Annotated in this window: 24 protein-coding genes and 3 pseudogenes; 15 read left to right on the top strand and 12 right to left on the bottom strand. The window is 72.1% G+C overall.

The window, feature by feature from the left end:
• Positions 1–190 precede the first annotated feature (190 nt).
• Positions 191–2287 (top strand): alpha-L-fucosidase, encoded by a 2097-nt coding sequence (locus tag ABZX30_RS03675; RefSeq protein WP_355928338.1) that lies wholly within the window; start codon positions 191–193, stop codon positions 2285–2287.
• 45 nt (positions 2288–2332) lie between these two features.
• Here the strand turns inward: ABZX30_RS03675 and ABZX30_RS03670 are convergent, their stop codons facing one another.
• The 3 genes from ABZX30_RS03670 to ABZX30_RS03660 form a co-directional block, all read right to left on the bottom strand.
• Complete coding sequence (locus tag ABZX30_RS03670; RefSeq protein ID WP_355928336.1) at positions 2333–6268, bottom strand: glycosyl hydrolase family 98 C-terminal domain-containing protein; 3936 nt, start codon at positions 6266–6268, stop codon at positions 2333–2335.
• A gap of 283 nt (positions 6269–6551) precedes the next feature.
• Positions 6552–7214 carry a DUF4230 domain-containing protein gene (locus tag ABZX30_RS03665; protein ID WP_355928333.1) on the bottom strand — a complete coding sequence of 221 codons (663 nt, stop codon included), beginning with the start codon at positions 7212–7214 and terminating at the stop codon, positions 6552–6554.
• A gap of 130 nt (positions 7215–7344) precedes the next feature.
• Positions 7345–7725, bottom strand: a complete 381-nt coding sequence (locus tag ABZX30_RS03660) for an anti-sigma factor antagonist (protein ID WP_355928330.1) — start codon at positions 7723–7725, stop codon at positions 7345–7347.
• 261 nt (positions 7726–7986) lie between these two features.
• Here ABZX30_RS03660 and ABZX30_RS03655 point away from each other — a divergent pair, with 261 nt between their 5' ends.
• On the top strand, positions 7987–8787 hold the full coding sequence (locus tag ABZX30_RS03655) for a hypothetical protein (protein WP_355928328.1): 801 nt from the start codon (positions 7987–7989) through the stop codon (positions 8785–8787).
• 4 nt (positions 8788–8791) lie between these two features.
• Here ABZX30_RS03655 and ABZX30_RS03650 read toward each other — a convergent pair whose 3' ends face one another.
• Entirely contained in the window at positions 8792–9355 is a 564-nt protein-coding gene (locus tag ABZX30_RS03650; protein WP_355928326.1) for a TetR/AcrR family transcriptional regulator, read from the bottom strand.
• Complete coding sequence (locus ABZX30_RS03645; RefSeq protein WP_355928688.1) at positions 9352–9714, bottom strand: DUF1304 domain-containing protein; 363 nt, start codon at positions 9712–9714, stop codon at positions 9352–9354. The genes ABZX30_RS03650 and ABZX30_RS03645 overlap by 4 nt, the downstream gene beginning before the upstream one ends.
• Positions 9715–9948: 234 nt before the next feature.
• On the opposite strand from ABZX30_RS03645, the gene ABZX30_RS03640 reads away from it, so the two are divergent.
• From ABZX30_RS03640 to ABZX30_RS03620, 5 genes are read left to right on the top strand one after another with little or no spacing between them, the layout of a single operon-like run.
• Positions 9949–11721, top strand: coding sequence for an ATP-binding protein (locus tag ABZX30_RS03640; protein ID WP_355928323.1), 1773 nt, complete (start codon positions 9949–9951; stop codon positions 11719–11721).
• Positions 11718–12128, top strand: coding sequence for a roadblock/LC7 domain-containing protein (locus ABZX30_RS03635; RefSeq protein ID WP_099933429.1), 411 nt, complete (start codon positions 11718–11720; stop codon positions 12126–12128). Before ABZX30_RS03640 ends, ABZX30_RS03635 begins: the two co-directional genes overlap by 4 nt.
• Entirely contained in the window at positions 12125–12496 is a 372-nt protein-coding gene (locus ABZX30_RS03630; RefSeq protein ID WP_355928320.1) for a DUF742 domain-containing protein, read from the top strand. The genes ABZX30_RS03635 and ABZX30_RS03630 overlap by 4 nt, the downstream gene beginning before the upstream one ends.
• Positions 12477–13082 (top strand): ATP/GTP-binding protein, encoded by a 606-nt coding sequence (locus ABZX30_RS03625; protein ID WP_355928317.1) that lies wholly within the window; start codon positions 12477–12479, stop codon positions 13080–13082. The genes ABZX30_RS03630 and ABZX30_RS03625 overlap by 20 nt, the downstream gene beginning before the upstream one ends.
• Positions 13079–14323: a cytochrome P450 gene (locus tag ABZX30_RS03620; RefSeq protein WP_355928315.1), complete on the top strand. Its 1245-nt coding sequence runs from the start codon at positions 13079–13081 to the stop codon at positions 14321–14323. Before ABZX30_RS03625 ends, ABZX30_RS03620 begins: the two co-directional genes overlap by 4 nt.
• 315 nt (positions 14324–14638) lie before the next feature.
• Here ABZX30_RS03620 and ABZX30_RS03615 read toward each other — a convergent pair whose 3' ends face one another.
• Positions 14639–15670, bottom strand: a complete 1032-nt coding sequence (locus ABZX30_RS03615; RefSeq protein WP_355928312.1) for a 7-epi-alpha-eudesmol synthase — start codon at positions 15668–15670, stop codon at positions 14639–14641.
• Between the two features lie 226 nt (positions 15671–15896).
• Here ABZX30_RS03615 and ABZX30_RS03610 point away from each other — a divergent pair, with 226 nt between their 5' ends.
• Both ABZX30_RS03610 and ABZX30_RS03605 read left to right on the top strand, forming a co-directional pair.
• On the top strand, positions 15897–16361 hold the full coding sequence (locus tag ABZX30_RS03610; RefSeq protein WP_355928310.1) for a pyridoxamine 5'-phosphate oxidase family protein: 465 nt from the start codon (positions 15897–15899) through the stop codon (positions 16359–16361).
• 58 nt (positions 16362–16419) lie between these two features.
• Complete coding sequence (locus ABZX30_RS03605; protein WP_355928308.1) at positions 16420–16812, top strand: VOC family protein; 393 nt, start codon at positions 16420–16422, stop codon at positions 16810–16812.
• A 34-nt stretch (positions 16813–16846) separates the two neighbouring features.
• On the opposite strand, the gene ABZX30_RS03600 is transcribed toward ABZX30_RS03605, so the two are convergent.
• Positions 16847–17143: a DUF4235 domain-containing protein gene (locus ABZX30_RS03600; RefSeq protein ID WP_355928305.1), complete on the bottom strand. Its 297-nt coding sequence runs from the start codon at positions 17141–17143 to the stop codon at positions 16847–16849.
• A 92-nt stretch (positions 17144–17235) separates the two neighbouring features.
• A pseudogene (locus tag ABZX30_RS03595) lies at positions 17236–17704 on the bottom strand (glutathione S-transferase family protein); the annotation flags it as partial.
• Positions 17705–17798: 94 nt separating this feature from the next.
• On the opposite strand from ABZX30_RS03595, the gene ABZX30_RS03590 reads away from it, so the two are divergent.
• On the top strand, positions 17799–18878 hold the full coding sequence (locus ABZX30_RS03590) for a cation diffusion facilitator family transporter (protein ID WP_355928303.1): 1080 nt from the start codon (positions 17799–17801) through the stop codon (positions 18876–18878).
• A gap of 113 nt (positions 18879–18991) precedes the next feature.
• Here ABZX30_RS03590 and ABZX30_RS03585 read toward each other — a convergent pair whose 3' ends face one another.
• Both ABZX30_RS03585 and ABZX30_RS03580 read right to left on the bottom strand, forming a co-directional pair.
• Positions 18992–19441 carry a nitroreductase family deazaflavin-dependent oxidoreductase gene (locus ABZX30_RS03585; RefSeq protein ID WP_355928301.1) on the bottom strand — a complete coding sequence of 150 codons (450 nt, stop codon included), beginning with the start codon at positions 19439–19441 and terminating at the stop codon, positions 18992–18994.
• Positions 19442–19586: 145 nt separating this feature from the next.
• A complete protein-coding gene (locus ABZX30_RS03580; protein ID WP_355928299.1) occupies positions 19587–20219 on the bottom strand; it encodes a LysE family transporter in 633 nt (210 codons plus the stop codon).
• A gap of 102 nt (positions 20220–20321) precedes the next feature.
• Here ABZX30_RS03580 and ABZX30_RS03575 point away from each other — a divergent pair, with 102 nt between their 5' ends.
• Genes ABZX30_RS03575 through ABZX30_RS03565 form a run of 3 tightly spaced genes read left to right on the top strand, consistent with a single transcriptional unit; the run spans position 20322 to position 21952 of the window.
• Positions 20322–20453, top strand: a complete 132-nt coding sequence (locus tag ABZX30_RS03575) for a hypothetical protein (RefSeq protein WP_355928296.1) — start codon at positions 20322–20324, stop codon at positions 20451–20453.
• Positions 20454–20511: 58 nt separating this feature from the next.
• Positions 20512–21732 (top strand): cytochrome P450, encoded by a 1221-nt coding sequence (locus tag ABZX30_RS03570; protein ID WP_355928294.1) that lies wholly within the window; start codon positions 20512–20514, stop codon positions 21730–21732.
• 19 nt (positions 21733–21751) lie between these two features.
• Positions 21752–21952 (top strand): ferredoxin, encoded by a 201-nt coding sequence (locus ABZX30_RS03565; RefSeq protein WP_355928686.1) that lies wholly within the window; start codon positions 21752–21754, stop codon positions 21950–21952.
• Between the two features lie 146 nt (positions 21953–22098).
• Here ABZX30_RS03565 and ABZX30_RS03560 read toward each other — a convergent pair whose 3' ends face one another.
• Positions 22099–22965: an endo alpha-1,4 polygalactosaminidase gene (locus tag ABZX30_RS03560; RefSeq protein WP_355928291.1), complete on the bottom strand. Its 867-nt coding sequence runs from the start codon at positions 22963–22965 to the stop codon at positions 22099–22101.
• A 184-nt stretch (positions 22966–23149) separates the two neighbouring features.
• Here ABZX30_RS03560 and ABZX30_RS03555 point away from each other — a divergent pair, with 184 nt between their 5' ends.
• Positions 23150–24118 carry an aldo/keto reductase gene (locus ABZX30_RS03555; protein ID WP_355928288.1) on the top strand — a complete coding sequence of 323 codons (969 nt, stop codon included), beginning with the start codon at positions 23150–23152 and terminating at the stop codon, positions 24116–24118.
• Positions 24119–24121: 3 nt separating this feature from the next.
• Here ABZX30_RS03555 and ABZX30_RS03550 read toward each other — a convergent pair.
• A pseudogene (locus tag ABZX30_RS03550) lies at positions 24122–24598 on the bottom strand (phytanoyl-CoA dioxygenase family protein); the annotation flags it as partial.
• A gap of 338 nt (positions 24599–24936) precedes the next feature.
• Between ABZX30_RS03550 and ABZX30_RS03545 the strand changes: the two are divergent.
• A pseudogene (locus tag ABZX30_RS03545) lies at positions 24937–25767 on the top strand (hydrolase); the annotation flags it as partial.
• Positions 25768–26209: the final 442 nt, after the last annotated feature.

The raw sequence follows: 26209 nt of genomic DNA, 5'->3' as shown, positions 1-26209 counted from the left end.
TGGTTGGACCACTGCGGTTGAAGTTCGCTCGCGCCCCGCCGAGCTTCGGTCATTGAAGCCCCGTAATAAGCTGGTGTCTAGACGCGCGGAGCAAGATTTCTTGAGGAGTGACTTGGTGACGGGGAGCGAAAGTGGTTCGACCACTTGGCCGGGCGGTATGCTTTCACGCCGGAGCGATAGAGTGATCGCCATGGAGCCGACGCAGGCATCGGCGGGTCGTTCCGCCTCCGAATGGGCACTGCACCAACTGCTCGACCTGATTCAGAGCGGCTCGCTGGGGCCCGGTGACCGGCTGCCTCCCGAACGGAATCTCGCCACACGGCTCGGCGTCTCCCGGGGGATGGCACGCGAGGCGATCAGCGCCCTGGTCACCATGGGGGTGCTCGAGTCCCGCCACGGCGCCGGCGTGTTCGTCACCTCGCTGGAGCCCGCCACCGTGCTGCCGCGGCTGGTCCCCGTCGTCGGGATCATGGCCGGGAACCACCCCGAGGACATGGCACGCCTGCACGCGCAGATCGAGGAGGCCGCCGCGGCACGGGCCGCGGCCCGCGCCACGCCGGACTCACTCGCGGCGCTCACCCAGGCCCTGACGGCGCTGCGCATCGCCCAGCACGAGCCCGCGCCGCGAGGCCACCGGGACAGGTTCAAGCAGACCATCTGGCGGCTGTCGGACGACCGCTTCCACCGGGCCGTCGCGAACATCGCGGAGGATCCCGTCGCCGAGGGCATGATCCTGCTGCTGCGCGGCAGCCGCGAGCACGCCGAATGCGCCTCCGACGAGGTGCTGCGGCTGCACGAGTCCCTGGTGCGCGCCATCGCCGATCACGAGCCCGACGCCGCCCGCCACATCGCCCGGACGCTGGTGGACCTGGAGCTGGCCGCGCACGCCGCGCCGCCCGGTGCCGCCCCCGCGGAAACCCGGCCCGGCCGGGCCGTGGCCGGCCCGGCGGCCGGCCCCGCGGCGACCGCGGACGAGCCCGTCGACGACCGGGCGGTCGCGGAGTGGTTCCGGGACGCGAAGCTGGGCCTCATCGTGCACTGGGGGATCTACTCGGTGCCGGGATGGGCCCCGCTGCCGCCCGACACCGCGGACGGCGCGCGCCCCGGCACGGCCGAGGAGACACCGGGACGGTACTTCGCCGAGTGGTACCAGGCGTCGCTGCGGGAGGGCCCCACCGCCGACCACCACGAGCGCGAGCACCAGGGGCGGCCGTACCGCTCCTTCCTGCCCGCCTTCCAGTCCGCCCTGCGGGAGTGGTCCCCGCAGTCCTGGGCGGACGACTTCGCCGCCTGCGGCGCGCGGTACGTGGTGCAGGTGGCCAAGCACCACGACGGGTTCCTGCTGTGGCCGTCCCGGGTACGGCATCCCCGGGACGAGGAGTGGCGGGCCTCGCGCGACGTCGTCGGCGAGATGGCGGCGGCCGTCCGGCAGCACGGGATGCGCTTCGGGATCTTCTACTCCTCGGGAGCGGACTGGTCCTTCGACCCGGAGGCCGTGACCGGCGCCTCGGACGCCGAGACCAGCCGGCCGACCGGCACCGAGTACGCGCGGTACGTCGAGGCCCAGTGGCGGGAGCTCATCGAGACCTACCGCCCCGACGGCCTGTGGAACGACACCGGTTACCCCGCGGCCGGCGACGCCCGACGGCTCATCCGCGACTACCGCGCGCTGGTACCGGACGGCGTCGCGACCGAACGGTTCAGGACCTCCGAGGCCGGGATCGTCCCCGCTCCCCCCGAGGGCGGCCCGTGGGAGTCGGTCCGTCCGGTCGGCCTGTCGTTCGGCTGGAACCGCCAGGAGAGCGCGGAGCACACCCTGACCGGTCCGGAACTGGTGCTGATGCTGATGGACGTGGTCGCCAGGAACGGCAACCTGCTGCTCGGTGTCTCACCCGACGACCACGGCGCGCTGCCGCCGCACCAACTGGCGGCCCTGAGGTACCTCGGGCAGTGGCTGGAGCGCTTCGGCGCGGCCGTGTACGCCACCCGGCCGTGGCAGCGGGCCACCGCCTCGACGGCCGACGGCCGGACCGTGTGGTTCACCCGGGACAAGGCGGGCGAGAACCTCTACCTGACGGTCGAGTCCGGCGCGACGGGCCGGGCGGCCGCCGAGGGGGCCGAAACGGAGATCGTCGGGCTGAGGCTTCCGCCCGACGCGCGTCCGGTCCTCCTCGACGGCGGCGGGCCGGTCGCCCACCACGCCGGGAGCCGGGGAAGCGTGCTGCGGTTGCCCGCTTCCCCGGCCGACAGCCCCGTCACGGTGCTGCGGCTGTCCCCGGCGATCTGACGAGATCGCCCAGGGAGCGCCCCGCACACCGTGCGGCGGCTGCCGTCAGGAGCCGGCGAGCGTCACGTCGGCGGTCGCCTTCTCCCAGGGGTGGTCGGCGATCGTGCCGGTGAGCTGCTGCTCGTGCGCCCCGTCCGCGGACACCGTGATCGCCTGGTCCCAGCGGACGTACACCTGGCGCGTGAACGTCACACCGCCGCCCGCGTCGAAGCGGACCCCGGTGAACGTCTGCGCGGGCAGCGCGGGGTGCGCGGGGTCGTAGGCGAGCGTCGTCCGCAGGGGCGACGACAGCTTCGGCATGACCGTGACGAGCACCGGCACCGTCAGGCCGGTCCCCTCGACCTGTCCCTCGACGGTGAACCTGCCGCGGCTCTGTCCGTCGGCGTAGGGCGTGGTGGCGACGGCCAGCTGATCCGCCGGGATGTCCGGCCAGCTCACGTGGACCTTGCCGCTCGTTCCGTCGGAGTACAGCGCCGTGACCTCGTCGGGCAGCTCGGGTGCGCTGTCCTTGGCGGTCTTGACGCCCACCGGGTCGAACCCGGTGATGTGACGGCCCGCCGTGCCGTCGCGCCGGACGACCTCGGTGAGTACCGGGCCGGCGGCCGGCGTGTCGGGCAGTGCGGCGACCCGGGCGTCGTCGAAGGACGCGGAGCCGTCGCGGGGCAGCCAGTAGCCGACGCCGCCGCCCTGGAAGGTCCGGTCGCGTGCGGTGAGGACCCGGTTCCCGTCCAGGGTGACGGTGAACAGTTCGCCCCGGGCGCCGACCTGGAGGATGTGCCACGTGCCGGTGCCGATGCCGCCCGGCACGTCGGCCTTCGCCACGTTCTCCCACTCACCCTTGACCCTGCGGTCGAAGGTGACCCGGTCGTGGCCGGCGTCCAGCGCGACGCGGTAGAGGTTGTCGTCGTCCTGCACCCGCAGCAGCAGCCCGGCCCCGTCGCCCTTGTCGACGCGGAGCGCGGACGAGTACAGGTACCCGGCGTCCGCACCGGCCCAGGGCGCCTTCAGACCGGCGGTGACCAGGCCCTGCCCCTTGTCCGCCGTGCCGGTGAAGTAGCCGGTGTCGCCGTTGGTGAACGCGTCGGTGTTGACCACCTGCCAGTCGCCGGAGGCCTCCCGCCAGCGCCAGGGGAAGCTGAAGTCGCTGCGGGTGTCCTTGGCGTCGAAGACCAGCGCGGTCTCCGTCCGCCAGCCCTTCGCGGCGGCCCAGTCGGCGAAGTCGCTGCGGTACAGCTCGGTGCCGTCCGGACGCGAGACGCGGACGTCGTCGACGAGCACCTCGTCACCGAACCCGCCGCCGTTGCGGCTGCCGATCCGGACCCCGGTGTACCCCTCGCCCCGTCGCTGGGCGCTGGTGACCGTGTAGTCGATGACCTGCTGTCCGTCGATCCAGGCCTGGACGCGGTCGCCCACCGCCTGGAAGCGGACGTCGTACTGGCGCCCGGTGACCAGGTCGATGCTGGTGTTGACGGCGAGTGTGGTGGCGTGGTCGAGGATCAGCTGCACGTCACCCGTGGTGGCGGGGGCGCGTTCGCCCTCGCCGACCCGGTTGGGGTCCAGGCGGAGCAGGTAGCTGGTCTTGTCCCGCTCGTTCCCGCGCAGCATCAGGGCGCCGGAGGTGCCCTTGCGCAGGGTCATCTTCGCCTCGTAGACGACGTCCTCGGCGCGGGCGTTCGTGTTGTAGACCGACACGTCGCCGAAGAACGGGAAGACGTAGGGCAGCAGTGCCAGCTGCCCGTCTGCCACCCGCCACTTGTCCGAACCGTAGACCGTGTCCTGGTCGTCCTCGGCGGAGCCGTAGGAGAAGTCGGCCGTCTCCACGTCCGGCAGCATCTGCAGGGTGGACGGCACGTAGTCGACGCCGCGGGTGCGGATGCCCCGGCCCTCGACGCGGAGGGTGTGCGGGCCGCCCGGCAGTCCGGTGGCCCGGAACGGGTGGCCGCCCGCCGCGCCCGCCAGGTCCAGGTTCTCCTCGTACACCTTGCCGTCGATCAGCACCCGGGCTGATCCGATGGAGCCGGGTTCGGCGCTCCACTGCACGGAGGTGCCGTCGAAGACGGCCTCGGTGGCCTTGGCGGTCCGGGTGACCTGGTCGCTGCCGGACGTCAGGTGCGTCCAGCCCTTGGTCGTCGGACCGGTCGTGAGGTCGACGTTCACGACTCCGTTGTGCTTGAGGGTGAGGGTGAACACGTGCGTGTTCTCGTCCCACTCCTGGGTGTAGGTGTAGTGGCCGTCGTATCCGGAGATCGTCGGCACGGGCCGCGTCCGCGCGTGCACACGGACGGTGGTGGTGCGCAGTTCGTCGTCGGCCGGGTGCGGGATGTACGCGTAGCGGGCATAGCCGTCGATGAACTCCATGTCACGCTTCCCGCCGTCCCGGAGCAGATCCTTGGTCCGGTCGGTGCGGTAGTCGTCGATGAGCATGGACAGGCGGCCGGGGCCCTGGTCGACCATGGCGAAGGTGTGCGGCGTCATGTCGGGCAGGTCGACCTGGGTGAAGGTGTCGCCCTCGAGGTCGAAGGAGGCGTCCTGCCGGACGTTGTCCCAGTAGCGGGAGTTGTAGACCAGCCAGCTGCCGTTGCGGTGCTGCACGAACGCGTCGCCTCGCGAGACGGCGGGGTAGCGGGCCTTGAAGAAGTCCTTCTTGGCGTTCCCGGCGACCAGTTCCGGATAGGTGTCGGCGGTCAGCACGGTCGTGAACCGGTCCACCAGGTCCTGGTCGGCCAGCTTGGGCAGCCGCGGGATCATGCCGTAGCGGCCCTGGGAGCGCAGGTAGTACCACAGACCCTGGCTGCCGAGGGCGTCCGGGACCTTCTCGTACAGGTCGTAGAACGTGGTGCGGGCGTCACGGGAGGCGACGGTGTCGGGCAGGGAGCTGATCGTGCCCCGGCTCTCCGAGAACGCCACGGGGGTCTCGGCGATCACGTCCTGCTTGGTGGGCCCGGAGTGGGAGAGCATGTAGCGCATCGCGGGCAGCACGGACTGGTAGAACGTCGGCGAGTACCGTGAGTCGGCCGCCGGGACGTCGATCTGGTTCTCCAGGTGGAAGACCGTCGCGCCGTTCTGCCACTGGTCGAGCATGGCCATCGCGTAGACGGACTCCGGCTGGGAGCGTGAGCAGCGGTCACCGCGGCTGAGGGAGGCCGAGCTGCTGCCCTGCCCGAAGATGCCGCATCCGTAGTACGCGTAGCCGTCGAAGTAGGGTCCCCAGTTGCCCACGACGCCGGACAGCCACAGGCCCTGGGCCTGGGCGTTGGCGGTGTCGAAGTTCTCGTGGATGTTCTTCGGGTCGAAGATGAAGTTCTGCGCGTAGCGCTTGACGCTCGCGAAGTAGTCGGGGTCCTCCAGCTTGCTGCCGAGCAGGTTGGCCTCCTCCATGGAGCCCAGCACGTGGAAACCGCCGTAGCGGTTGGCCAGTTCGAGGGCCTTGGGGAGGTCGTTCAGCGTGTTGGTCAGTTCGGAGACCACGGTGCCGACGAAGTTGGGATACGTCTGGTAGAGCTTCTCCAGCCAGTCGTACCGGTCGCTGGGGGCGGTGGGCGACTCACCCCACAGGACGAACATGGGGATGCCGAGGTCACGGCCCTCCGCGAGGTTGTCCTCCACCCATCGGCGGGCCATCTGCGGGTCGGCGTTGGCCCACATGTTGTGACCGGGGTGGAGCACGAACGCCGTGTGCCCCTTGAGCTCGTCGGGGAGCCCCGCCCAGGTCTGCCGGATGCTCCAGCCGTCGTTGAGGTCGCGGCGGAAGCCCTGGTCCGCGCCGAAGTTGTGACCGATGTTCAGCTGGGTGATCAGCAGCGGGTGGTCCTGGTCGATCTTCAGCCGCAGCGGGGCGTCGGCGGTTCCCCCGGACGCGGCTCGGGCGATGCCCGGTGCCGGCGCCACGGCCAGCAGGGCCGCCAGCAGGGCCGTCATCATCAGCCAGACCGTCGTGGTCCGCCCCCGTACCCGGGGGCGGACCGTTCTGCACACATTCACGCGGGTGCCTTCCTATGGGGACACGGCTTTCCGGAAACAGTGAGAGGTCGAACCACTTGGGGAGGATGTAAGACCTCGTCGATGCACTGGACCGGCAACGAGTCACTTGTAATGCCTGATTAAGGCCATAGGCAAGGGTCGTGCAGCTCTTCTCTGGTTCTGACCTGATGGAATTGGTCGAACCAATTCTTGCGCGGTGCGGTGCCGGACACGACCGCGCGGCCCCGGGGACAGGCCCCGGGGCCGCGCGGTGGGCCGGGTCGGAACCCGGCGGTGGGCCGTATCAGGTCCCGTAGATCACGTGTACCTCCTTGAAGCCGAGGGAGCCGAGCAGGCCCTGGAGCATGTCGGTGGTGTTCTTCTCGGCCCGCGCGGTCAGCCCGCTGTCCTCGGCCGCGGTGCCGATGTGCTTGACCGCGAGTTCCTGCACGGCGTGTTCACTGTTGGGGTTGTCCGAGAACAGGTCGCCGATGCGGTCGAGCAGACCGCGCTGTTTGGAGACGGCGTACGAGTGGTCGGGGTCGAGGGCGGGCTTGCCGAGCCGTGCGTGGGGCAGCCGGAGCGTGGCCGACGTGCGGTCGCCGTTGACCGTCACGTCGCCCTTGCCCACCCGGCCGAGGTCGACGTAGGCGTCCACGGTGCCCGCCCCGACGTACAGGGTGCGGGTGCCGCGGATCGCGTCGGGCAGGTACTTGGCGTCCTTCTCCAGGTCCACGACGACCTGGAAGGTGCCGGACGCGGCCTCGTAACGGCTCATGTCCTGGATGGATTTCAGGAGCGCGGGTCCGGACCGGTCGTGGGTCTGGGTGCCGAACAGGTCCTCGATGCCCGGCAGCACGGCCAGCCGGATCCCGGCGAACAGCACGACGAGCACCAGGACGAACGCGGTCACCACTTTGGTCCAGCCGGGCATGCGCCTGGGCAGGCGCGTGAGGGAAGTCGTCATCGCGACGGTCCTCCTTCCTGCACTGCGCATGCCCGCCAACCGCCTCCGCAGACCAACGTGTTGGGCAGGCACCGCCGCCGGCGTCAGCCGGATCGTCGAAACGACTGTCCCGAGGCTCGGCTCCAGGCGGTCACAGCGTGCCGGACGTGGCCTCGGGCTGCCCCAGGGCCTCGTCCAGCGTCGGACGCGGCGGCAGCAGCCGGGCCGTCCCCGTGGCCTTCAGGACGCGCAGGGTCAGCGGGTGGCTGCACACCAAGTGCAGTCGCCCGTCGCGCGCCAGCACCCGGCCGCGGGCCCGGTGGAGCAGGCGCAGGCCCGAGCAGTCGAAGAACTCGACGGGCCTGAGGTCGATCACGATCCGGGCGCCGGGCCGGTCCGTCACCCGGTCCAGGTACGGAGCGATCTCCGTGGCCGCCGCGATGTCGATCTCGCCGCGGAACTCCAGCACCGTGTGCCCGCGGTCCTGGTGGATGCGCAGGTGCCGGGTGAGTGGTGCGGGTTCCTGGTGCATGCCGGCGGTCACCTCCCACCCGTGCCGGGTCAATCCGCTCCCCGCCCTGCAAGTTACCCTCGATAGAAGGAATTTGAGCATGTTCGATTGACATATGTCTTCGACTTTGGCGCGTGTCTTCCTGTGGTGTGCGCGACAGGACGACGACGCGTCGGGGTTCACACCGTGCGGCGCCCACCGTTCCTCCGGCTCCCGCCGAACGTTTCCGGTCGTCGTGGCGTCACAGGAGCACGGAACACAGGCCGAGGGACGGGACGGCGGATGGGCAGAGGGCTCGTGGTGGCGGCGGTGCTGACGGCCGTCACGGCGGTGGCGTGCGGCGCGGGCGGCGGGAAGGACGTCGTGGTCGGGGGCACGCCTCCGGCGACGCCCTACAGCGGGCCGCTGAACGCGGCGGCCGACGCGCTCGAGTGCGACGGGAAGGTCTTCGACAGTGCCGAGAGCGACGGCTGGAGCAGGCACGACGGCGGGGGCACACCGGAGGAGGGGCTGAAGGCGTACTTCGACATCTACCTGCCCGAGGTGCCCCGTTCCGGCTACCGCGTCGAACGCGAGGAAGGTGACCGCGTCCTGTACTCCTACGACGTCGGCGGCCGGACCAAGGTGGCCGTCGTGGTCGCCGAGAACCGCAGGAACCGGCCCGGCTGGGGCCCGGAGACCAGCGCCTCCTGCGATCCCGCGGAACTCCCGGCGAGCGTCACGGACTCCTGGGACGTCGAGATCTGGACCGACCGGACCGGCCGGCGGGTGCCGGTGACGAAGGTCAGCAGCTCCGCCGGCGCGGAACACTGCGACTGGCAGAGCGTCCACTTCCTGCAACTCGGCCGGGGCAAGGGCGCCGCCACGTACGTCCGCGACCCCGACGGACTGTTCACGGCAGGTGCCCAGCTCTCCGCCCCCTACGACGGGGACGTCCGGATGCCCGCCGGCGCCCACGACACCGGATACCGCTACCGCGGCCGGCAGTTGTGGCTCACGCACGACAAGGCGAAGGCGTACGTCCGCACGCCCCACGGCGTGGAGGCCTGGCCGCTCGCGGAGAACGGCCTGGCCTGCCAGTGAGCCGTCACCGGCTGCGGTGCAGGGCCACCAGCAACTGCCAGACCTGGTCGGCGACTTCCTCCGGACTCGCGTCCAGCAGTCCGTGCAGCCAGTCGGCGAGGACGCCGGCGAAGGTCGCGGCCACGGCCGAGGCGACGAGCGGGGCGTCGGCGGCGCCCGCGCGTGCGCGCTCGGTCAGGCTGCGGGCCCTGAGGTCCCGGTGCAGGACGTGCCCGAGCGGCCCGCCACCGCCCGGGGCAAGCAGTGCGCGGTAGAGGGCGGCGTGCGGGGCGAGGCCCGCGAAGAACGCCGGCAGGGCCGGCGGGGCGTGCACCGGGTCGGGCCGGCCGCGCCAGGCGTGCAGCGCCTCGACCGCCTCCCGTACGAGGTCCGCGCAGGCGTCGACGGCCAGCGCCTCCAGGCCGTCGTAGTGCACGTAGAACGTGGCCCGGCCCACCCCGGCCCTGCGCACCAGGGCCGCTACGCCGACCTCCGCCAGCGGCCGCTGTGTGCATTCCTGGAGCAGGGCGGCGCGCAGCCGCGCCCGGGTGCGGGCGGCCCGCGGGTCCTCGGGCGCGGGCCGGGTCACCGGGCGGCCAGTACGGCGGCCAGGGCGAGCGCGCCGGGCAGCGCCTGCGCGAACAGGATGCGCCGGTTGGCGGTCACCGCCCCGAACACACCGGCGACGACTACGCAGCACAGGAAGAACACCTGGGCGCGGAAGCCCGTCGGATCGGCGGCGATCAGCCCCCACACCAGACCGGCCGCGAGGAAGCCGTTGTAGAGGCCCTGGTTGGCGGCCATGGGCGCGGTCGCCCGGGCCATCTCCGTGTCGAAACCGTGCAGGGCCCGGCCCGGCTTCTTCCGCCACAGGAACATCTCCAGCACCAGGATGTACGCGTGCAGGGCGGCCACCAGGCCGACCAGTGTTCTCGCCACGATGTCCACGATCATCGGCTCCTTCATCTTCGGGACAGGTGTCCACCATAACTGGACACCTGTCCCGGATCTACCCTCCGGTCCTCTCTCCCGGACGGTGCGCGGAGGGTGACCGAACCCTCACCCCCGCACGACGGCGAGGTTGATCTTTTCGGCTTCAAACCCGATAAGCTCCAATCCGGCACAGCGAGTTGACGTGCACACCCTCCCTGTTCGGATCATGTTTGCTTTCGAAGGATGCAGATGGAACTCGCCACTCCGCCACCGGCGGCGCGGGCCCCTGTCGCCTGGTACAGCTGGTGGCTGATGCCTCTGGCATTAGGAGGCGGAACGGTTGCCGGCACTTTCATGAGCCCGGAGCGCGTCACCTTCGCCGTCGCCGGTGCCGCCGCGACCGCCGCCGGCTTCGTCTGCGTACGGCTGCTGATCCGCTCCCAGCACCAACTGCGCCGCTCCGAGGGCGACTTCCGCACCTCGCAGGCCGAGCACTCGCTGCAATGGCAGCAGCATGTCGCGGGTCTGGAGCGGAAGTTCGGAGCCGAGCGGACCTCCCTGGAGGCACAGCTGACCGAGCAGTCCGCCGCGTACGACGCCCGGCTCGCCGAACGGGAGGCCGCCTACGACACCCGGCTGGCCGAGCAGGCCCGGGCGTACGAGCAGCGGATCGCCGACACCGCCCGGTCCTACGAGGACCGGATCGCCGAGCGGGCCGAGGCGTGGCAGGAGGAGCTCGCCCACCAGCGGGAAGCGGTCGCCCGGCTCGCCCGCGAGCAGCTGCCCGAGGCGCTCGAACGGCTGCGGGCCGGTGACGCCGTCGACGACCTGCTGCCCGCGGCGACCGAGTGCGCGAAGGTCGACGCCGAACTCCAGGCCGATCTGCGCCGGATCTTGCGGACCTCGCTGATCGGTCTCGAGGAGGAGTTCAACCGCTCGACCTCCGCGGAGCAGGCCGTCATCAGCATCGGCAACCGGATCCACGTGCTGACCAGCAAGCTCCGTGGCCGTCTGCACGAAATGCAGGGCGAGCACGGGCGGCTGCCCGCCGTGGCCCAGGGCCTGATGGAGCTCGACCAGGAGCTCGGCCCGGCGGACTCGCTCGCCGCCAGCATCGGCGTGCTCGGCGGCTCGGACCGGCCCGGACGGCAGTGGCAGGAGCCCCAGCGGCTGCTCAGTGTGGTCCGCGGCGGCATCGGCCGGATCAAGGACTTCCACCGGGTCGAGGTGCGCCGTCTGCCCGAACTCGGTGTGGACGGCGGCCTGGTGGACCACCTCACGCTGATCTTCGCCCACCTCCTGGACAACGCCGCCCGCTACTCGCCGCCCACCGAGCCGGTCGTCGTCTCCGGCAAGGAGGTGCCGAACGGTGTCGGCATCGAGATCCAGGACTCCGGCAAGGGACTGAGCGAGGAGAAGAAGCGCGAGGCAGAGCAGTGCCTCGCGGGAGCCGCGGCCGGTCCCGGCCTCGGCGGCATCTCGGAGGACGCCAACATCGGCCTGCGCGTGATCGGCATCCTCGCCCGCCGCTACGGCATCAGGGTGACCTTCGCCGACTCGCCCTGGCTCGGCACCTCGGTGGTCGTCGTGGTCCCGCACAAGTACTTCAGCCCCCTCCCCGCACCCGCCCCGGCCGCCCCGGCCGCCCCGGGCGTCGCACCGCAGGCCGTCCAGGCGGCCGCCGCGGCCACCGCGGCCCCGGCCACCCCGGCCACCGTCCCCGCCGGCTCCGGGGACCCCGCCGACACGGTGGACACCACCCCCGGAGGCCTGCCCCGGCGCCGGAGCAGGCGGCGCGAGCCGGCGGAGCAACGCCAGGCCGAGCGCAGCACCCTGCCGGAGCCGCCCTCCGTCACCGCCGTTCCCCCGGAGGCGTCCTTCGCGGGCCTGGCGGCCTTCGCCACGGCGGGCCGCGGGCCCGGCGGGGCCGAACAACCGGCCGGGCCGGCACCGAACACCGCACGCGAGCCCGGACGCGAGTCCACCGAGCACGGCAACGAAGAGAGCGACTGGTCCACATGACGCAACAGGGAACCGACGTGAGCTGGGCGCTCCGCGATCTGGTGGAGAGCATTCCGGAGATCCGCTTCGCCCTGGTGGCCTCCAGCGACGGCAAGGCCATCACCTCCTTTGGCGCCGAAGACCCCGACGACGTGGACCGCTTCGCGGCCGTGGTGGCCGGCCTGCAGGCCCTGGCCCAGCCGGTCGCCGAGCAGTTCCCCAGGTACGCGGGCCAGTTGCGGCTCGCGATGATCGAGGTCGACGGCGGGCATCTCTTCGTCGTACGCGCGGGTGTGGAGACGTACCTCGGCGTGCTCGCCCGCGAGGGGCTCGACCAGGGCCTGCTCGGACACCAGATGAGGGACCTGGCGCGCCGGATGGGCGAGCTCCTCGGCACCACTCCGCGCCTGGAGGAGCACTCTGGATGAGTGCCCCCCGTCGGCCCACGGACCCGTCCGGTCTCGAGCGCTACTACGTCCTCACCGGGGGGCGCAGCGGACCGGGCGGGTCGGGGTCGAGCCTCGACGTGGCGACCCTCATCGTCTCCCGCACCGGCCCCTTACCGGGCATGCAGCACGAGCACGAGGAGATACTCCGGCGCTGCCGCGATCCGCTGTCGGTCGCCGAACTCGGCGCCCACCTCGGACTGCCCTTCAACATTCTCGCGGTGCTGTTGGCGGATCTGCTGGACGCAGGCCGTATTGAAGCCCGTGATCCCATCCCGGCCCACCACGCCGGACGCGGGCCCGACCTCGCGCTCCTCCAGGAGGTACTCAGTGGACTTGAAAGGCTTTGACCGTCCCGGCCGGCCCGCCGCCCAGGGCACCCGCTCGGTCAAGGTGATGATCGCCGGAGGGTTCGGCACCGGCAAGACCACGATGGTCCGCTCCGTCAGCGACATCAAGCCGCTCACCACCGAGGAGACCCTCACCCAGGCCAGCGCCGGCGTCGACCACCTCATCGGGGTCACCGACAAGGCGCAGACCACGGTCAGCCTCGACTTCGGCAAGATCAGCATCAACGACAGCCTGATGCTGTACCTGTTCGGCACCCCCGGCCAGGAACGCTTCTGGTTCCTGTGGAACGGTCTGTTCAAGGGGGCGCTCGGCGCGGTGGTCCTGGTGGACACCCGCCGGCTGGCCTCCAGCTTCCGGGCGATCGAGGAGATGGAACGGCAGAACGTCCCCTTCGTCGTCGCCCTGAACATGTTCCCCGACTCCAGGGAACACCCCGTGGAGGAGATCCGGGACGCCCTGGACATCCCCCCGCACACGCCGGTCGTGGTCTGCGACGCCCGCGACCGGGCCTCCAGCCGCGATGTGCTCGTCGCGCTCATCCGCCACCTGCGGGAACGGTCCGCCGTCGCACTGGAGCCCCGATGAACGACCAGCCCCACAGCGCCGACGCCCCGGGCGGGTGCCCCGTCGCCCACGGCCCGGGCGTCACCCGGCTGTACGGTCCGGAGTCGGAGACCGACCCGCACGCCATCTACGGGCAACTGCGCAAGCAGTACGGTGCCGTGGCCCCCGTCCTGCTGGAGGGCGACGTCCCCGCGTGGCTGGTGCTCGGCTACCGGGAGAACCGGCGGGTGCTGGACAACCCCCTCCAGTTCAGCCGGGACTCGCGGATCTGGCGGGACTGGACGGAGGGCCGGATCGCCGACACCTCGCCGCTGATCCCGATGGTGGCCTGGCGTCCCGACTGTGTCTCCCAGGACGGCGAACCGCACCGCCGGCTGCGCGCCGCGGTCACGGACAACCTCCAGGCGGTGACGGGGCGGGGCATCCGGCGCCATGTCACTCACTTCGCCGGCAAGCAGATCGACGTGTTCGCCGGCGCGGGCCGCGCCGACCTGGTGACGGACTTCGCGGAGCACCTGCCGATGCTGGTGCTGACCCGGGTCATGGGGCTCGCCGAGAGCGAGGGGCGCAGCCTGGCCGAGTCCAGCAACCGGGTCATCAGGGGCGGCGCGGACGCCCTCGCGCACAACGAGAAGATCATGGACGTCCTCGGTGAACTCGCCGCGCGCAAGCGGGCGGAGCCGGGCTCGGACTTCGCCACCGGGCTGATCGAGCACCACGCGGGCCTCGACGAGGACGAGATCCTCAGCCACCTGCGTCTGGTGCTGATCACCGCCCACACCATGACCAGCAACCTGCTGGCGCGGGTGCTTCAGGTGATCCTCACCGATGTCTCCCGGCGTTCCGAGCTGGTCAGCGGGCAGATGGACATCTCCGCGGTGGTGGAGGAGGTGATGTGGAACACCCCGCCGCTCGCCGTGCTGCCGGGCCGTTTCGCCACCTCAGACCTGGAGTTGGGCGGCTGTCCGATCAAGGAGGGCGACCTGCTGGTCCTGGGCCTGGCGGCGGGCAACGCGGACCCGCAGATCAGGCCGGACACCTCGGTCTCCATGGCCGGCAACCACTCCCACCTCGCCTTCAGCGCCGGTCCGCACGAATGCCCGGGCCAGAACCTGGGCCAGGCCATCATCGAAATCGCCGTCAACGTCCTCCTGCACCGCCTGCCCGGACTGCGCCTGGCCGTCCCGCCGGACGAGCTGACCTCGACGGCCTCCACCTGGGAGTCCCGGCTGGACAGCCTGCCGGTGCGCTTCCCGGCGTAGGCCTCCGGCGGTCCGGCCGGGATCGCGGCCTCGGCCGCGCCGGGGGAGTGCGCCTGCCGGGGCCCAGGGGGCCGGCAGGGCCTGGCCGTGGCCGGTCGCGCCGACGGGGGCGTCGTACGGCCGGGACGCCGAGGCGCGCCCGAGAGGCCGTCACCGGACCGGCACCCCGCCGATTCACCCACCGCCGACCGGTCGACGCCCCCCCCTCGCCCGACCTCCGCCCCGACGACGACGCCTCCGCCGGGCGGCTGTTCACCGTGCCTTTGCCGGGCGGCGTCCGCTCGCCGTACCTTTCCGCCCGGCAGTGGCCGTTCGTCATACTGCCAGTAGGTCGTCCACCGAACCCCGGCCGGATCGTTCGGCGGTGACCGCCGGGCCCTCCTTGGCCGCGGCGTAGCGGCCGGTGGTCAGGGCCCACTCGTAGTTGCCGTTGATCCAGTGCTGGATGGCCTCCACGCCCATCCGCACCGCGGCGCGCTCCCCCTCGTCGAGGCCGAGGTCGTCGCACATCCGCGGGACGCGCGCCTCCAGCTCCACGTATTCGTCGAGGCAGGCGCTGGTCATGCGGTACGCCTCGTCCGCCGCGTCCTCCAGGGTGCCGCCCCGCTCCCGCTGCAGCACGCATATCAGGTTGTGGCCGTCGCCCCTGCGCCGCTCGCGCTCGAAGGAGTGGATGTCGTTCATGAACCCGATGGTGTCCGCGGCCAGATCACGCATGCGCTCCATCAGCGGATGCGCCTGCACCTGCGCCGGCACCTCGAAGCGGCGGCTGCGCTCGCCCGCGTCGATGCTGTGGTGGATGCCGACCGTACGGCGGCGGAACGCCGTGTACTCGTCCAGCGCCAGCGTTCCGGCCAGCCCGCGGGCCGCCAGGTCGACCTCCTCGCAGTGCGCCACCAGGAACCGGCCCCAGGAGCCCGCGAACCGCGTCTGCCATGTCAGGGACATGCCATCAGACAGATGCTGCCAGACCTCCGCCCAGGCCACCGTGATCGGGCAGACCACGCGCGGCCGGCTGCCCGCCGGGCGCAGCGGCGTCACGATCAGCTCGCGCGCGACCGCGGCGATCCGGTCGGCGCGGTCCGGCTGGTTCGCGTCGAACTGGTCGTCGAAGAGGAAGGCCAGCGAGAACCAGTTCATCAGCACGACCATGTCCTCGGCCGAGGCGTGCGGATAGGTACGGGCGGCGGCCTGCGGCAGGTCCCAGGACTGGTACTCCGCGAAGCCGGCCTGGCTGCGCACCAGCCCCATGTCCCAGATCCAGCGCAGATGCCGTGCCCGGGCGTGCTCGAGGTGTTCGCTGACCGGGGTATCGAACGGCAGGTCGAAACGGACGTCCTGAGGCATGCGCTTCCCTTCGGGAGACGGAACGCAGGTACCCCCGTCCCTGCGAGCGGGCGACTACCGCCCGCAGACACGAACTGTGCTTCCAGGCCCGGAAGTTGAGCCGAAAAGCAGTCCGACACTGCCCAGAGCGTAAATGATCTACACGGTGCCCGGACCGTGATATCTGTTACTGCCCGAGCCCCATGAGTCGCGTATAGTCCCACAACTCCCAAGGAGCGCAGGGCCCATGACCGCACCGCCCGCCCGCAGTGCCGAGCAGCGCAAGCTGGACACCCTCCACCGGCTCGAACGCGACGTGGACGCCTGGGTCGCCACCGCCGGCGCCGGCGGGGGAGAGCCGTACCTCGTGCCGCTGTCCTTCCTCTGGGACGGGGCGACCCTGCTCATCGCCACCCCGGCCGGGAGCCCCACCGGCCGCAATCCGGCGGCGACCCGCACCGCACGGCTGGGCATCGGGCCGACCCGGGACGTCGTCATGATCGAGGGGGCCGTCGAGACCCTGGAGCCCGCCGACGTGTCCGAGGAGGACGCCGAACTCTTCGCCGCCAAGACCGGTTTCGATCCGCGCGCCCTCAGGACCCGCTACCTGTACTTCCGGATCCGGCCGCGCCGGGTGCAGGCCTGGCGCGAGGCCGGAGAACTGGACGGGCGCGACCTGATGCGCGACGGCGCGTGGCTGGTGGCCGAGTGAATCCGCGGGGCGGGGATATCCGCAGGGGAGGGTCTCTCTCATCCCCACGGAGGAAGCAATGGCATTGGTAAAAGCGGGCGTTGTGGTGCTCGACTGCGCGGAGCCCGAAAAACTCGCCCAGTTCTACAAGGAGTTGCTCGAGGGAGAGGAGACGGCCGCGTCCGCCAACCTCGTGGAGATCAGGGGCGCCGACGGGGTCCGGCTGGCGTTCCGCCGGGACGTGAACGCGACCCCGCCGAGCTGGCCGCGCCCTGAGAACTCCCTCCAGGCCCACCTGGACTTCCTGGTGGAGGACCTCGACGAGGCCGAACGCAGGGTGGTCGGGCTCGGCGGCCGGCCCATCGACACCAAGGACGCGGCCGGGCCGTACGAGGAACGCGGCTACGCCGACCCGGCCGGACACTCCTTCACCCTGCGCCTGCTGCCCCCCACCGCGCCCAAACAGGGCTGAGCGGGGGGCCGCGGGCCGAGCCGAAGGCTCCGGGTCAGTCCCGTCCTCCCTTGTCCGACGCCGGCCACACCCCCGTCGAGCGTTCGATGGCCTTGGCCCCGGTGCGGTCCACGGCGCTGCGCACCACCGCGAAGATGGCGCCCTGGACCGCCGCGGCCAGCAGGATCTCGCCCCAGCCGCGGTCCTGGTCCAGCGCGTCGGGCGCGTCGTCCTCGTGCCGGATGGCCTTCCACGCCTTGCGGAAGGCCATCCCGGCCAGCGCCCCGCCCGCCCAGCTCAGCACGAAGCCGACGGGCTGGTAGGCGAGGGGCAGCTTCTTCTTCTTGACCACGGGTGAAACTCCTTCGTCGCGATGTGTGAGGTTCAGGGCCGCCCAGCCGCCGGCACCCGCTCGTCCGGACGGACCGGACCGGACCGGCCGGCCGGATACAGCTCCGGCGCTCCGGGGCGGTGCAGGGCCGTCCACCTCGGTGGCGAGGTCCAGGGTGAGCCGCTGGTAGTCGTTGGTCACCAGGCGCCCACTGGGCACGTCCACGACCGCCGGCACGCTCACCCCGCCCGGATACCCCGTCTCCCGCCGGTCGTACGCCTCGGCCAGGTGGCGGATGCCGAGCACCGGGTCGCGGCCGTCGGGGTCGAGGGTGAAGCGCCGGCTGCGGTCGTCCTGGACCGGGTCGGTGATCGCCATGGACAGGGCCTCCTGAAGGCCCAGCAGGCGGCGGGAGATCACCGCCCGGCTCGCCCACGGGCAGGCCCGGCTGACCACCAGGCGGTAGCGGCCGGCCGCCACCGGCCGGCCGTCCCGGCCGTCCGCCGTGATCCGGTCGGTGAAGTGGCTCCTGGACCGGCTGAACGTCTTGTGGCCGTAGGCGCGGTTGCCGTCGCCCCCCATGTCTCCTCCTTGCCGCACGGTGCTTCCTGGGGAACGCGTTCCCCGATTTCCGCCGACGGCACGGTGTGAGTGGTCCCGGCCGGGGCAGTCGGCGGTGGTGAACGGGACATCGTCGAAAGAGAAGACGCAGCAGCGGACACCGGGGGCGACGGACCAGGACGGCGGCCGGGCCCCCCGACAACACGACACCGGGGACGGGGCGGCCCGGGCCGGGAGCGGGGAGAACAAGTCCGACCGCAAAACCCGGATCACCGTGCTGGTGGCGCTCGCCGCCAACCTGGTGATCGCCGTAGCCAAGGCCGTCGGCGGCCTGCTGGCGGGCTCGCCCGCCCTGCTGTCCGAGGCCGCCCACTCGGTCGCCGACAGCCTGAACGAGGTCTTCCTGCTGGCGGCACTGCGCCGCAGCCGACGCCCGGCAGACGCCCGGCACCCCTTCGGCTACGGCAAGGAGCGGTTCTTCTGGTCCCTCCTGGCCGCCGTCGGCATCTTCGTCATGGGCGGCTGCTTCTCCTTCTTCCAGGGTGCCCAGGCGCTCACCAGCGGCGCCGAGGAGAAGTTCAGCGGCTATGTGGCCGGCCTGATCGTGCTGGGCGTCGCGCTGCTCGCCGAGGGCGGCTCGCTGCTGCGGGCGCTGCACCAGGTGCGCCGGCAGGGCGGGGGCCTGAGCGGCCTGCGCGATCCTGCCCTGCGCACCGTGGTCGCCGAGGACGGCACGGCGGTGCTCGGCGTCACCCTGGCCATCATCGGCATGGCACTGCACATGGTCACCGGGCAGGTCGTCTGGGAGGCGTCCGCCTCGCTGGCGATCGGTGTGCTGCTCGTCTACGTCGCCTACCGGCTCGGCCGCGACGCCCGCGACCAGCTCATCGGGGAGGCCGCCGACCCGGAGCTCAGCGACCGGATCCGGGAACTGCTGGCGCAGGAGCCGGAGATCGACAGTGTGGAGGCACTGTTCACCATGAAGATGGGCCTCGACTCGACGCTCGTGGCGGCCCGGATCGACCTGGTGCCGGGCCTGGACAGCGAGCGGGTCGAGGACGTGTCCGTGCGCATCAAGCAGTCCCTCGCCGAGGCCGTCCCCGAGGCCGAGCAGATCTTCCTCGACGTGACCGACCGGATGGCGGACGAGGCATGTGAAAGCCCCGCCGCGACGGGGGAACGCGGCGGGGCCTGACGCTGTGGTGCCCGGGGGGAGGCGGTCCATGCCTGCCCGAAACAGATTTTTCTAAAATACGGCGTTCCTGGTCCGGAATCGGCCCCCGGCGGCGGTCCCTCCGCTTCTCCGGCTCACTCGCCGCCGGCCGGCTCCAAAACGAAGACCGGGATCTCCCGGGAGGTCTTCTCCTGGTATTCGGCGTACGGCGGGTACGCGGCCACCGCCCGCTCCCACCACCGGGTCTTCTCCTCGCCGGTGACCTCCCGGGCCCGCATGTCCTGCTTGACCGGGCCGTCCTGCAGCTCCACGTGCGGGTCGGCCTTGAGGTTGAAGTACCACACCGGGTGCCTGGGCGCGCCGCCCTGCGAGGCGACCACCGCGTACCGCCCCTCGTGCTCCACCCGCATCAGCGGAGTCTTGCGGACCTTGCCGCTCCTGGCACCCCGGGACGTCAGCAGGATCACGGGCAACCCGGTGTCCCTCAGCGTCGTCCCCTCGGTGCCGCCGGAACTCTCGTACAACTCGACCTGCTCGCGCACCCACTGAGTGGGGCTGGGCTCGTACTCGCCCTGAAGAGGCATGACGTCCGTCCCTTCGACGTTCCCGCGGCCGGCCGGCGCCCTTGTCGACACCGGCCGGCGCTCGGATCATCCGTACCACGTGTGCACGGGCGCAATCCGGAACGCCGCCGTCCGGGCCCGGGGTTGCCATCGAGCCAGATGTGGGTCACCCGGGGGCCACCGCCGCCCGCACCGCCAGTGCCATGGTCAGACCGCTCGACAGCAGTGCCGTGACCAGCCGCCCCCGGCGCCCGGTCAGGGACCGCCCGAGGAGCGCGCCGCCGCCGGCGACCAGCAGTTGCCAGCTGGCGGAGGCGGCGAAGGCGGCGAGGACGAAGACACCCTGTTCCAGGGGGCGTGCGGCGTCCTGGGCGCGAGTGCCGAGCACCAGGGCGGCGAAGTAGACCACCGTGGTGGGGTTGAGGAGGGTGATGCCGAGCAGGCCGAGATAGGCGCGGCCGGGGCCGGGCGGCGGCCTGTCCGGCCGGGTGCTGAGCCGGTGCGCGCGGTACCGGCGTACGGCGGTCACCGCGCCCAGCACCGCCAGCGCCGCCAGCACCAGGGCCGAGGCCCAGCGCAGCGGCCCGAGCAGCGGCCGCAGCGCCGCCGCGAGCACGGAACCGCCCACCACGGCGAGCAGGGCGTACAGCCCGTCGGCGCTCGCCACGCCGAGCGCGGCCGAGGCGCCGGTCCGCAGGGACGTACGAGCGGTGAGGGACACCAGGTAGGTCGCGACCGCGCCGACGGGTACGGCGACGCCGTACCCCGCGAGCAGGCCGGCGACGAGCGCGGCCGTCACGGGCGTGCGGGCTCGGGCCTCCGGGGGCGGCCGGGCTGCTGTCGGACCCGCACCGGAAGGACGGCGGCGGGCATCGGCGGCAGGATGGTGTCAGAGGTGGACATGCGGGCGATCGTGCGGCCCGCCACCCGGCACCCGCAACCGAATATCGGCTCGATCAGGGCGGCCGCACGCACGATGTCCGGCCAGAAAGCGCGGATCACCGATCTGGCCGAACTTGCCGTCGCCCTATAGATGCCCCGGGCATCTAATGAAGATCGGCACGCCGCACCCTTCGTCTGCGAGGTCCGCCATGACGGAAACGACCGCACCGATGGCTCAGCCCGAGCCCGTCGCCTTCCCCCAGGACCGCACCTGCCCCTACCACCCGCCGACCGCGTACGACCCGCTGCGCGCGCACCGCCCCCTGGCGCGCGTCACCCTCTTCGACGGCCGTCCGGCCTGGCTGGTCACCGGCCACGCCGCCGCCCGCGCGCTGCTGTCCGACCCTCGGCTGTCCTCCGACCGGACCCGCCCCGGCTTCCCCCTGACCACGCCCCGTATCGCCGCCGCCCGCAACCGCAAGGTCGCCCTCCTCGGCGCCGACGACCCCGAACACCACGCGCAGCGGCGGATGATGGTCCCGAACTTCACCCTCCGGCGCGCGGCCGAACTGCGGCCCGCCATCCAGCGGATCGTCGACGAGCGGCTGGACGCGATGATCGGCCAGGGCCCGCCCGCCGAGCTGGTGAACGCCTTCGCGCTGCCCGTGCCGTCCATGGTGATCTGCTCCCTGCTGGGTGTCCCCTACGGCGACCACGAGTTCTTCGAGGAACAGTCCCGCCGGCTGCTGCGCGGGCCGGAGCCCGCCGACACCCTGCACGCCCGGGAGCAGCTGGAGGCGTACCTGGGCGACTTGATCGACGGCAAGGCCAAGAGCACGGAGCCCGGTGACGCCATCCTCGACGACCTCGTCCACCAGCGGTTGCGGGAGGGCACGCTGGACCGCGCCGAAGTCGTGTCGCTGGCGGTCATCCTGCTGGTGGCCGGACATGAGACCACCGCGAACATGATCTCACTCGGCACCTACACGCTCCTGCGGCAGCCCGAGCGGCTGGCCGAACTCCGTGCCGACCCCGCGCTGCTGCCCGCGGCCGTCGAGGAGCTGATGCGGCTGCTGTCGATCGCCGACGGGCTGCTGCGGACCGCCCTGGAGGACATCGAGGTGGACGGGACGACCATCCGGGCCGGTGACGGCGTGGTCTTCGCCACCTCGGTCATCAACCGGGACGAGTCCGTCTACGCCGAGCCCGACACCCTCGACTGGCACCGCCCGGCCCGCCACCATGTCGGCTTCGGCTTCGGCATCCACCAGTGCCTGGGCCAGAACCTGGCCCGCGCCGAGATGGAGATCGCGCTCGGCACCCTCTTCGAACGGCTGCCCGGGCTCCGGCTCGCCGCCCGGCCGAAGGACATCCCCTTCAAACCCGGCGACACGATCCAGGGGATGCTGGAACTCCCCGTGACCTGGTAAGAGGCTCCTTCCCATGCAGATCGACATCGACATCGACAAGGACGCCTGCATCGGCGCGGGGCAGTGCGCCCTCGCCGCGCCGGCCGTCTTCACCCAGGACGACGACGGCTACAGCACCCTGCTCCCCGGCCGGGAGGACGGCGAGGGCGACCCGATGATCCGCGAGGCGGCCCGCGCCTGCCCCGTGGGCGCGATCACCCTGCGGGGCGCGACGGACTGACCGGCCCGGCGGCCGCCGCGGCGCGCCCCCGAAGCGGGACGTGCCGCGGCGGTGCCGGGCGGGGGACCCCTCCGGCCGCTGCCGTGCCGGCCGTACCCGCGCCGGCCGCTCGCCGGCCGGTCCGCCGCGATCGGCAGCCACGGGTCTCACGGCGCCTCGCGTACGTACCCGTCACTGCCCGGTGCCGACACCGGCCGGTCCCGGCGCACGATGCTCAGCCGCCCGCCGTACCGCGCGACGGCCTTGCGCAGCCCGGAGGCCGAGTACTCGACGACGAGGACCCGGTCGCCGAAGGCCTTCGCGTACGTCCCGCACTCGTCGTACTCGGCGCACTCCTCCGCCACCGCGAAGTCCAGCCCGGTCCGCTTCCTCGCCCCGGCCAGCTCCGCGGTGTTCTTCTGGCCGATGGCCAGGTGCCGGTCGTGCGCGTGCCGTGCCAGGAGGGTGATGAAGGCGGTCGCGTCGTCGGCGGTCAGCAGGTGCCGGGAGCGGGTGTAGCTGTCGTAGTTGTCCGGCTCGACCGCGTCGAAGCCCTTGGCCGCGCACTCGTCGATCCAGCGGTTCACCCGTTCGGCCACCCGCTTGCGCCTGGCGGGCGTCCGGATGTCCAGCAGGGGCTCGTTCCAGTCCTCGTCGACGACCACCTCGCCGTGCGCGTCGCGCAGCAGCAGGTCGGCGGGCCAGGAGGCGCGCTCCCCGGGCTGGGCCTGGAAGGCGTTGACGTAGCAGACGTTGTACAGCCCCGGCGCGGGGGACGCCGAGCGGTCGCGGCTGACGATCCGGACGCCCGCGGGCGGGGGATAGGGACCGCCGATCTGGTAGTCGAAGCCCGCGGCGCGCGGCGGCAGCCGAACCGCCCCGGGCGCCGCGCCGGCCGGGGGCGACGCCGGCGCTGCGCCGGAGCCGGGGGAAGGACCGCACCCGGCGAGCCCCAGGGCCGCGACGACGGCGCACACGAGGGTGCCGGCGGCCCTCCCGGGCCCCTTGGCGCCCGAACCACCTCTGGCGGGCATGACCGCTCCCTCGATCGTGGGTACGACCCCGCTCCGTGCGTTGATCCGGGCCCACGCACGCGGTGCCGGCCCGCGTGCGATCACATCGCCCGTGCGGGGACGCCGTCAAGTCGGCCCCCGCGGGCGGCCCGTGACTCACGTACGCTCGCTTCCGGTGACCGACCCGAAGGCAGGAGCAGCAACGATGCAGTACGTGAAGCTCGGTTCCACGGGCCTGGAGGTCTCGCGGGTCTGTCTGGGCTGCATGACCTACGGCCTGCCCGACCGCGGCACCCACGAGTGGACCCTCGACGAGGAGGCGTCGCGCCCGCTGATCCGGCAGGCGCTGGAGGCGGGCGTCAACTTCTTCGACACGGCCAACGTCTACTCCGACGGCACCAGTGAGGAGATCGTCGGGCGGGCGCTGCGGGACTTCGCGAACCGTGACGAGATCGTCCTGGCCACCAAGGTGCACGGCCGGATGCGGCCCGGGCCCAACGGGGCCGGGCTGTCCCGCAAGGCGATCATGACCGAGATCGACCACAGTCTGCGCCGCCTCGGCACCGACTACGTCGACCTCTACCAGATCCACCGCTACGACCGTCACACGCCCCTCGAGGAGACCATGGAGGCGCTGCACGACCTGGTCAGGGCGGGCAAGGTCCGCTACATCGGCGCCAGTTCGATGTACGCCTGGGAGTTCTCCAAGGCGCAGTACACGGCCGAGCGGCACGGCTGGACGAAGTTCGTGTCCATGCAGAACCACTACAACCTCCTCTACCGCGAGGAGGAGCGGGAGATGCTGCCGCTCTGCGCCGACCAGGGGGTGGGCGTACTGCCCTGGAGCCCGCTCGCCCGCGGCCGCCTCACCCGCGACTGGGGCACCACCACCGAGCGCAGCGCCGGCGACACCTTCGGCAGCACGCTGTACCTGGAGAGCGACCGGTCGATCGTCGAGGCCGTCACCCGCATCGCGGACGACCGGGGCGTCCCCCGAGCCCAGGTCGCCCTGGCCTGGCTGCTGCACCAGGACACGGTGGCGGCGCCGATCGTCGGCGCCGCCAAGCCGCACCACATCGAGGACGCGGTGGCCGCCGTGGAACTCGAGCTGAGCGACAAGGAGCTCGAGGAGCTCCAGGCGCCCTACACCCCGAGGGCCGTCAGCGGCCACTGACGGTCAGTGGGGTCCGTGCGGTGCGAACTGCGTACCGCACGGACCGGCTCCCTCGCTGAGTGCCGGCGGCACCCGGTCGGCGGACATGGACAGCGTCCGGCAGTACGCGCCGATCCGCTCGGCCGAGCGGCCCACGTAGTGTGCGATGAAGGAGCGGCGGAAACGGTCGGCGCTGCGGTGGGGCGAGGAGCCGTGCACCAGACTGCCGTTGAAGAACAGCACGTCACCGGGTGTCATGTCCACGGGTACGTCGCTCAGCCCGGGCGGCGGCGGCACGTACTCCCGCGCGAACGACTGCCCGGCGTCCGCCTCCTCGGGACGGAACAGGTCCATCCGGTGCGTGCCCGGGACGACCTCCAGCCCGCCGTTCTCCCGGTCGATCACGTCGCAGGCCACCCACGCGGCCACACACGTCCCCGGCTCCACCCGCAGGTAGAAGTTGTCCTGGTGCAGCGCCTGGCCCCGGGCGCCCGGCGGCTGTTTACGGTGCCCGGACCCGGACAAGCCGGAAAAGAGCCCTATTGACAATTCGTCAATTTCTACGGGCGGGCGCGTAATGTTCAAAACCCGGGATTCCCTTGTTCCGGCCCGCTGGCCTGTGCAAAGGTGTGCCCTGTCGGCGAGCGGGCGGTGCCGTGCCGCACTCCGCCTGTGCGAGGCCGCTCCGGTACGCCCCCTACGCTTCAAAAGAGCTGCCGAAGGCGGACGTTCGAGGTGCCGAATCCTGCACGGGGGCGTCCCGGACGTGTCGTAGGGCCGGATACCATACCTCTTGGTATGGACTTAATCCCGTGTTGCGTCTTGGAGGAAATGCAGCCGTGAATGACGCGAGCCTGTCGAATTCCCCCGCCCCGCCCCGGCCGTTGGACGTCCCGGACGAGCAGCTGAGCGCGGAGCTGAAGAAGTGGACAGGAGCGACTCCCGCGCTGCATCCCGTCGGCGAACTCCTCGACCGGCACTGGGAAGCGGCCTTCGCCTACGCCCGGCTGTGCACCGACGGACCGCGCGCGGCCGGCATGCTCACCACGGCGACCTTCACCCGGCTCTTCGGCGCCTCCCTCAGGCAGGCGGGACCGACCTCCGCCTGGCGTCCCCAGCTCCTGGTCACCGTGCGCCGCATCGCGGCGGAGTGGCACAACGACGGCCGGCAGGAACTCCTCCACCCCGAACTGCGCAGCGGCGACGGCGACCGTCTGGCGGCCCGGCTGCTGCCGTCCGGGCACCGGCGTCTCATCTCCCGCGCGTTCCAGCGGCTGCCCCAGGCCGCCCGCGCCGTGCTGTGGCACGCCGAGGTCGAGTCCGAACCGCTGGAGATACCCGCCGGACTGCTCGGCCTCGACGAGGAGGGCGCCCGCGTGGAACTCCGGCGCGCCCGGGAGCGGCTGCGCGACGAGTGCCTCCAGGCCCACCGCGAACTCGCCGACCAGGACGACTGCCTGCGCTACAGCCGGATGCTCGACGTGACCTACCGGCGCGGCGGCATCGACGTCGACCCCGACCTCCAGCAGCATCTCAACGGCTGCCGGCACTGCCTGCACACCGCCGACCAACTGGCGCGGTTCAACGCCGGGCTCGGCCTGGCGCTGGCCGAGGCGGTGCTCGGCTGGGGCGCCGCGGCCTACGTGGAAGCCCGGGCGGCTCTCGCCGAGCGGGAACCCGCCGCGGCGGGCAGCGCGCACGCGTCCGCCGTCGCGGCCGGACTCGCGGGCGGGGAGTCCTTCACCGCCCCCGCCCCCACAGGTCCCGTCCCCGCGTTCGCGGGCGGGGAGTCGTTCACCGACCCCGCCCCCGGACCCGCGGGCGGCGACCCCTTCCCCGCCGCCCCGGCACCGGTCGGCGCGGGCGGCGGGCACCCGGGGGCCCCAAAAGCCGCTCCCGCGGCGGACCAGGACTTCGCTCCCGTCCCGCCGGAACCCGGCACCGGACCACGTCGACCGCGCGCCGCCGGCGGTCGTTCCGCGCGCCGCGCCGAACCCCGTGCCGCCTCCGGCCGGTCCGCGCAGGTCGTTCATGCTCCGCTACCGGAGATTCCCCAGCCATGATTCGCTTACGAACATCGCTCACGGTCGCCGGCGAGATGCCTGCGCCGCG

The sequence above is a fragment of the Streptomyces sp. NPDC004542 genome, from assembly GCF_040610035.1.
GTDB lineage: Bacteria > Actinomycetota > Actinomycetes > Streptomycetales > Streptomycetaceae > Streptomyces.
Note: the sequence above shows the minus strand (reverse complement) of the source record. Positions and strands in the feature narration are given on the sequence as shown.

Excerpts from the sequence above, each read along its gene's own strand:
- ABZX30_RS03675 (WP_355928338.1), top strand. The coding sequence starts at position 191 with ATGGAGCCGACGCAGGCATCGGCGGGTCGTTCCGCCTCCGAATGGGCA.
- ABZX30_RS03665 (WP_355928333.1), bottom strand. The coding sequence starts at position 7,214 with ATGACGACTTCCCTCACGCGCCTGCCCAGGCGCATGCCCGGCTGGACC.
- ABZX30_RS03660 (WP_355928330.1), bottom strand. The coding sequence starts at position 7,725 with ATGCACCAGGAACCCGCACCACTCACCCGGCACCTGCGCATCCACCAG.
- ABZX30_RS03655 (WP_355928328.1), top strand. The coding sequence starts at position 7,987 with ATGGGCAGAGGGCTCGTGGTGGCGGCGGTGCTGACGGCCGTCACGGCG.
- ABZX30_RS03640 (WP_355928323.1), top strand. The coding sequence starts at position 9,949 with ATGGAACTCGCCACTCCGCCACCGGCGGCGCGGGCCCCTGTCGCCTGG.
- ABZX30_RS03635 (WP_099933429.1), top strand. The coding sequence starts at position 11,718 with ATGACGCAACAGGGAACCGACGTGAGCTGGGCGCTCCGCGATCTGGTG.
- ABZX30_RS03630 (WP_355928320.1), top strand. The coding sequence starts at position 12,125 with ATGAGTGCCCCCCGTCGGCCCACGGACCCGTCCGGTCTCGAGCGCTAC.
- ABZX30_RS03620 (WP_355928315.1), top strand. The coding sequence starts at position 13,079 with ATGAACGACCAGCCCCACAGCGCCGACGCCCCGGGCGGGTGCCCCGTC.
- ABZX30_RS03615 (WP_355928312.1), bottom strand. The coding sequence starts at position 15,670 with ATGCCTCAGGACGTCCGTTTCGACCTGCCGTTCGATACCCCGGTCAGC.
- ABZX30_RS03610 (WP_355928310.1), top strand. The coding sequence starts at position 15,897 with ATGACCGCACCGCCCGCCCGCAGTGCCGAGCAGCGCAAGCTGGACACC.
- ABZX30_RS03605 (WP_355928308.1), top strand. The coding sequence starts at position 16,420 with ATGGCATTGGTAAAAGCGGGCGTTGTGGTGCTCGACTGCGCGGAGCCC.
- ABZX30_RS03585 (WP_355928301.1), bottom strand. The coding sequence starts at position 19,441 with ATGCCTCTTCAGGGCGAGTACGAGCCCAGCCCCACTCAGTGGGTGCGC.
- ABZX30_RS03575 (WP_355928296.1), top strand. The coding sequence starts at position 20,322 with ATGCGGGCGATCGTGCGGCCCGCCACCCGGCACCCGCAACCGAATATC.
- ABZX30_RS03570 (WP_355928294.1), top strand. The coding sequence starts at position 20,512 with ATGACGGAAACGACCGCACCGATGGCTCAGCCCGAGCCCGTCGCCTTC.
- ABZX30_RS03560 (WP_355928291.1), bottom strand. The coding sequence starts at position 22,965 with ATGCCCGCCAGAGGTGGTTCGGGCGCCAAGGGGCCCGGGAGGGCCGCC.
- ABZX30_RS03555 (WP_355928288.1), top strand. The coding sequence starts at position 23,150 with ATGCAGTACGTGAAGCTCGGTTCCACGGGCCTGGAGGTCTCGCGGGTC.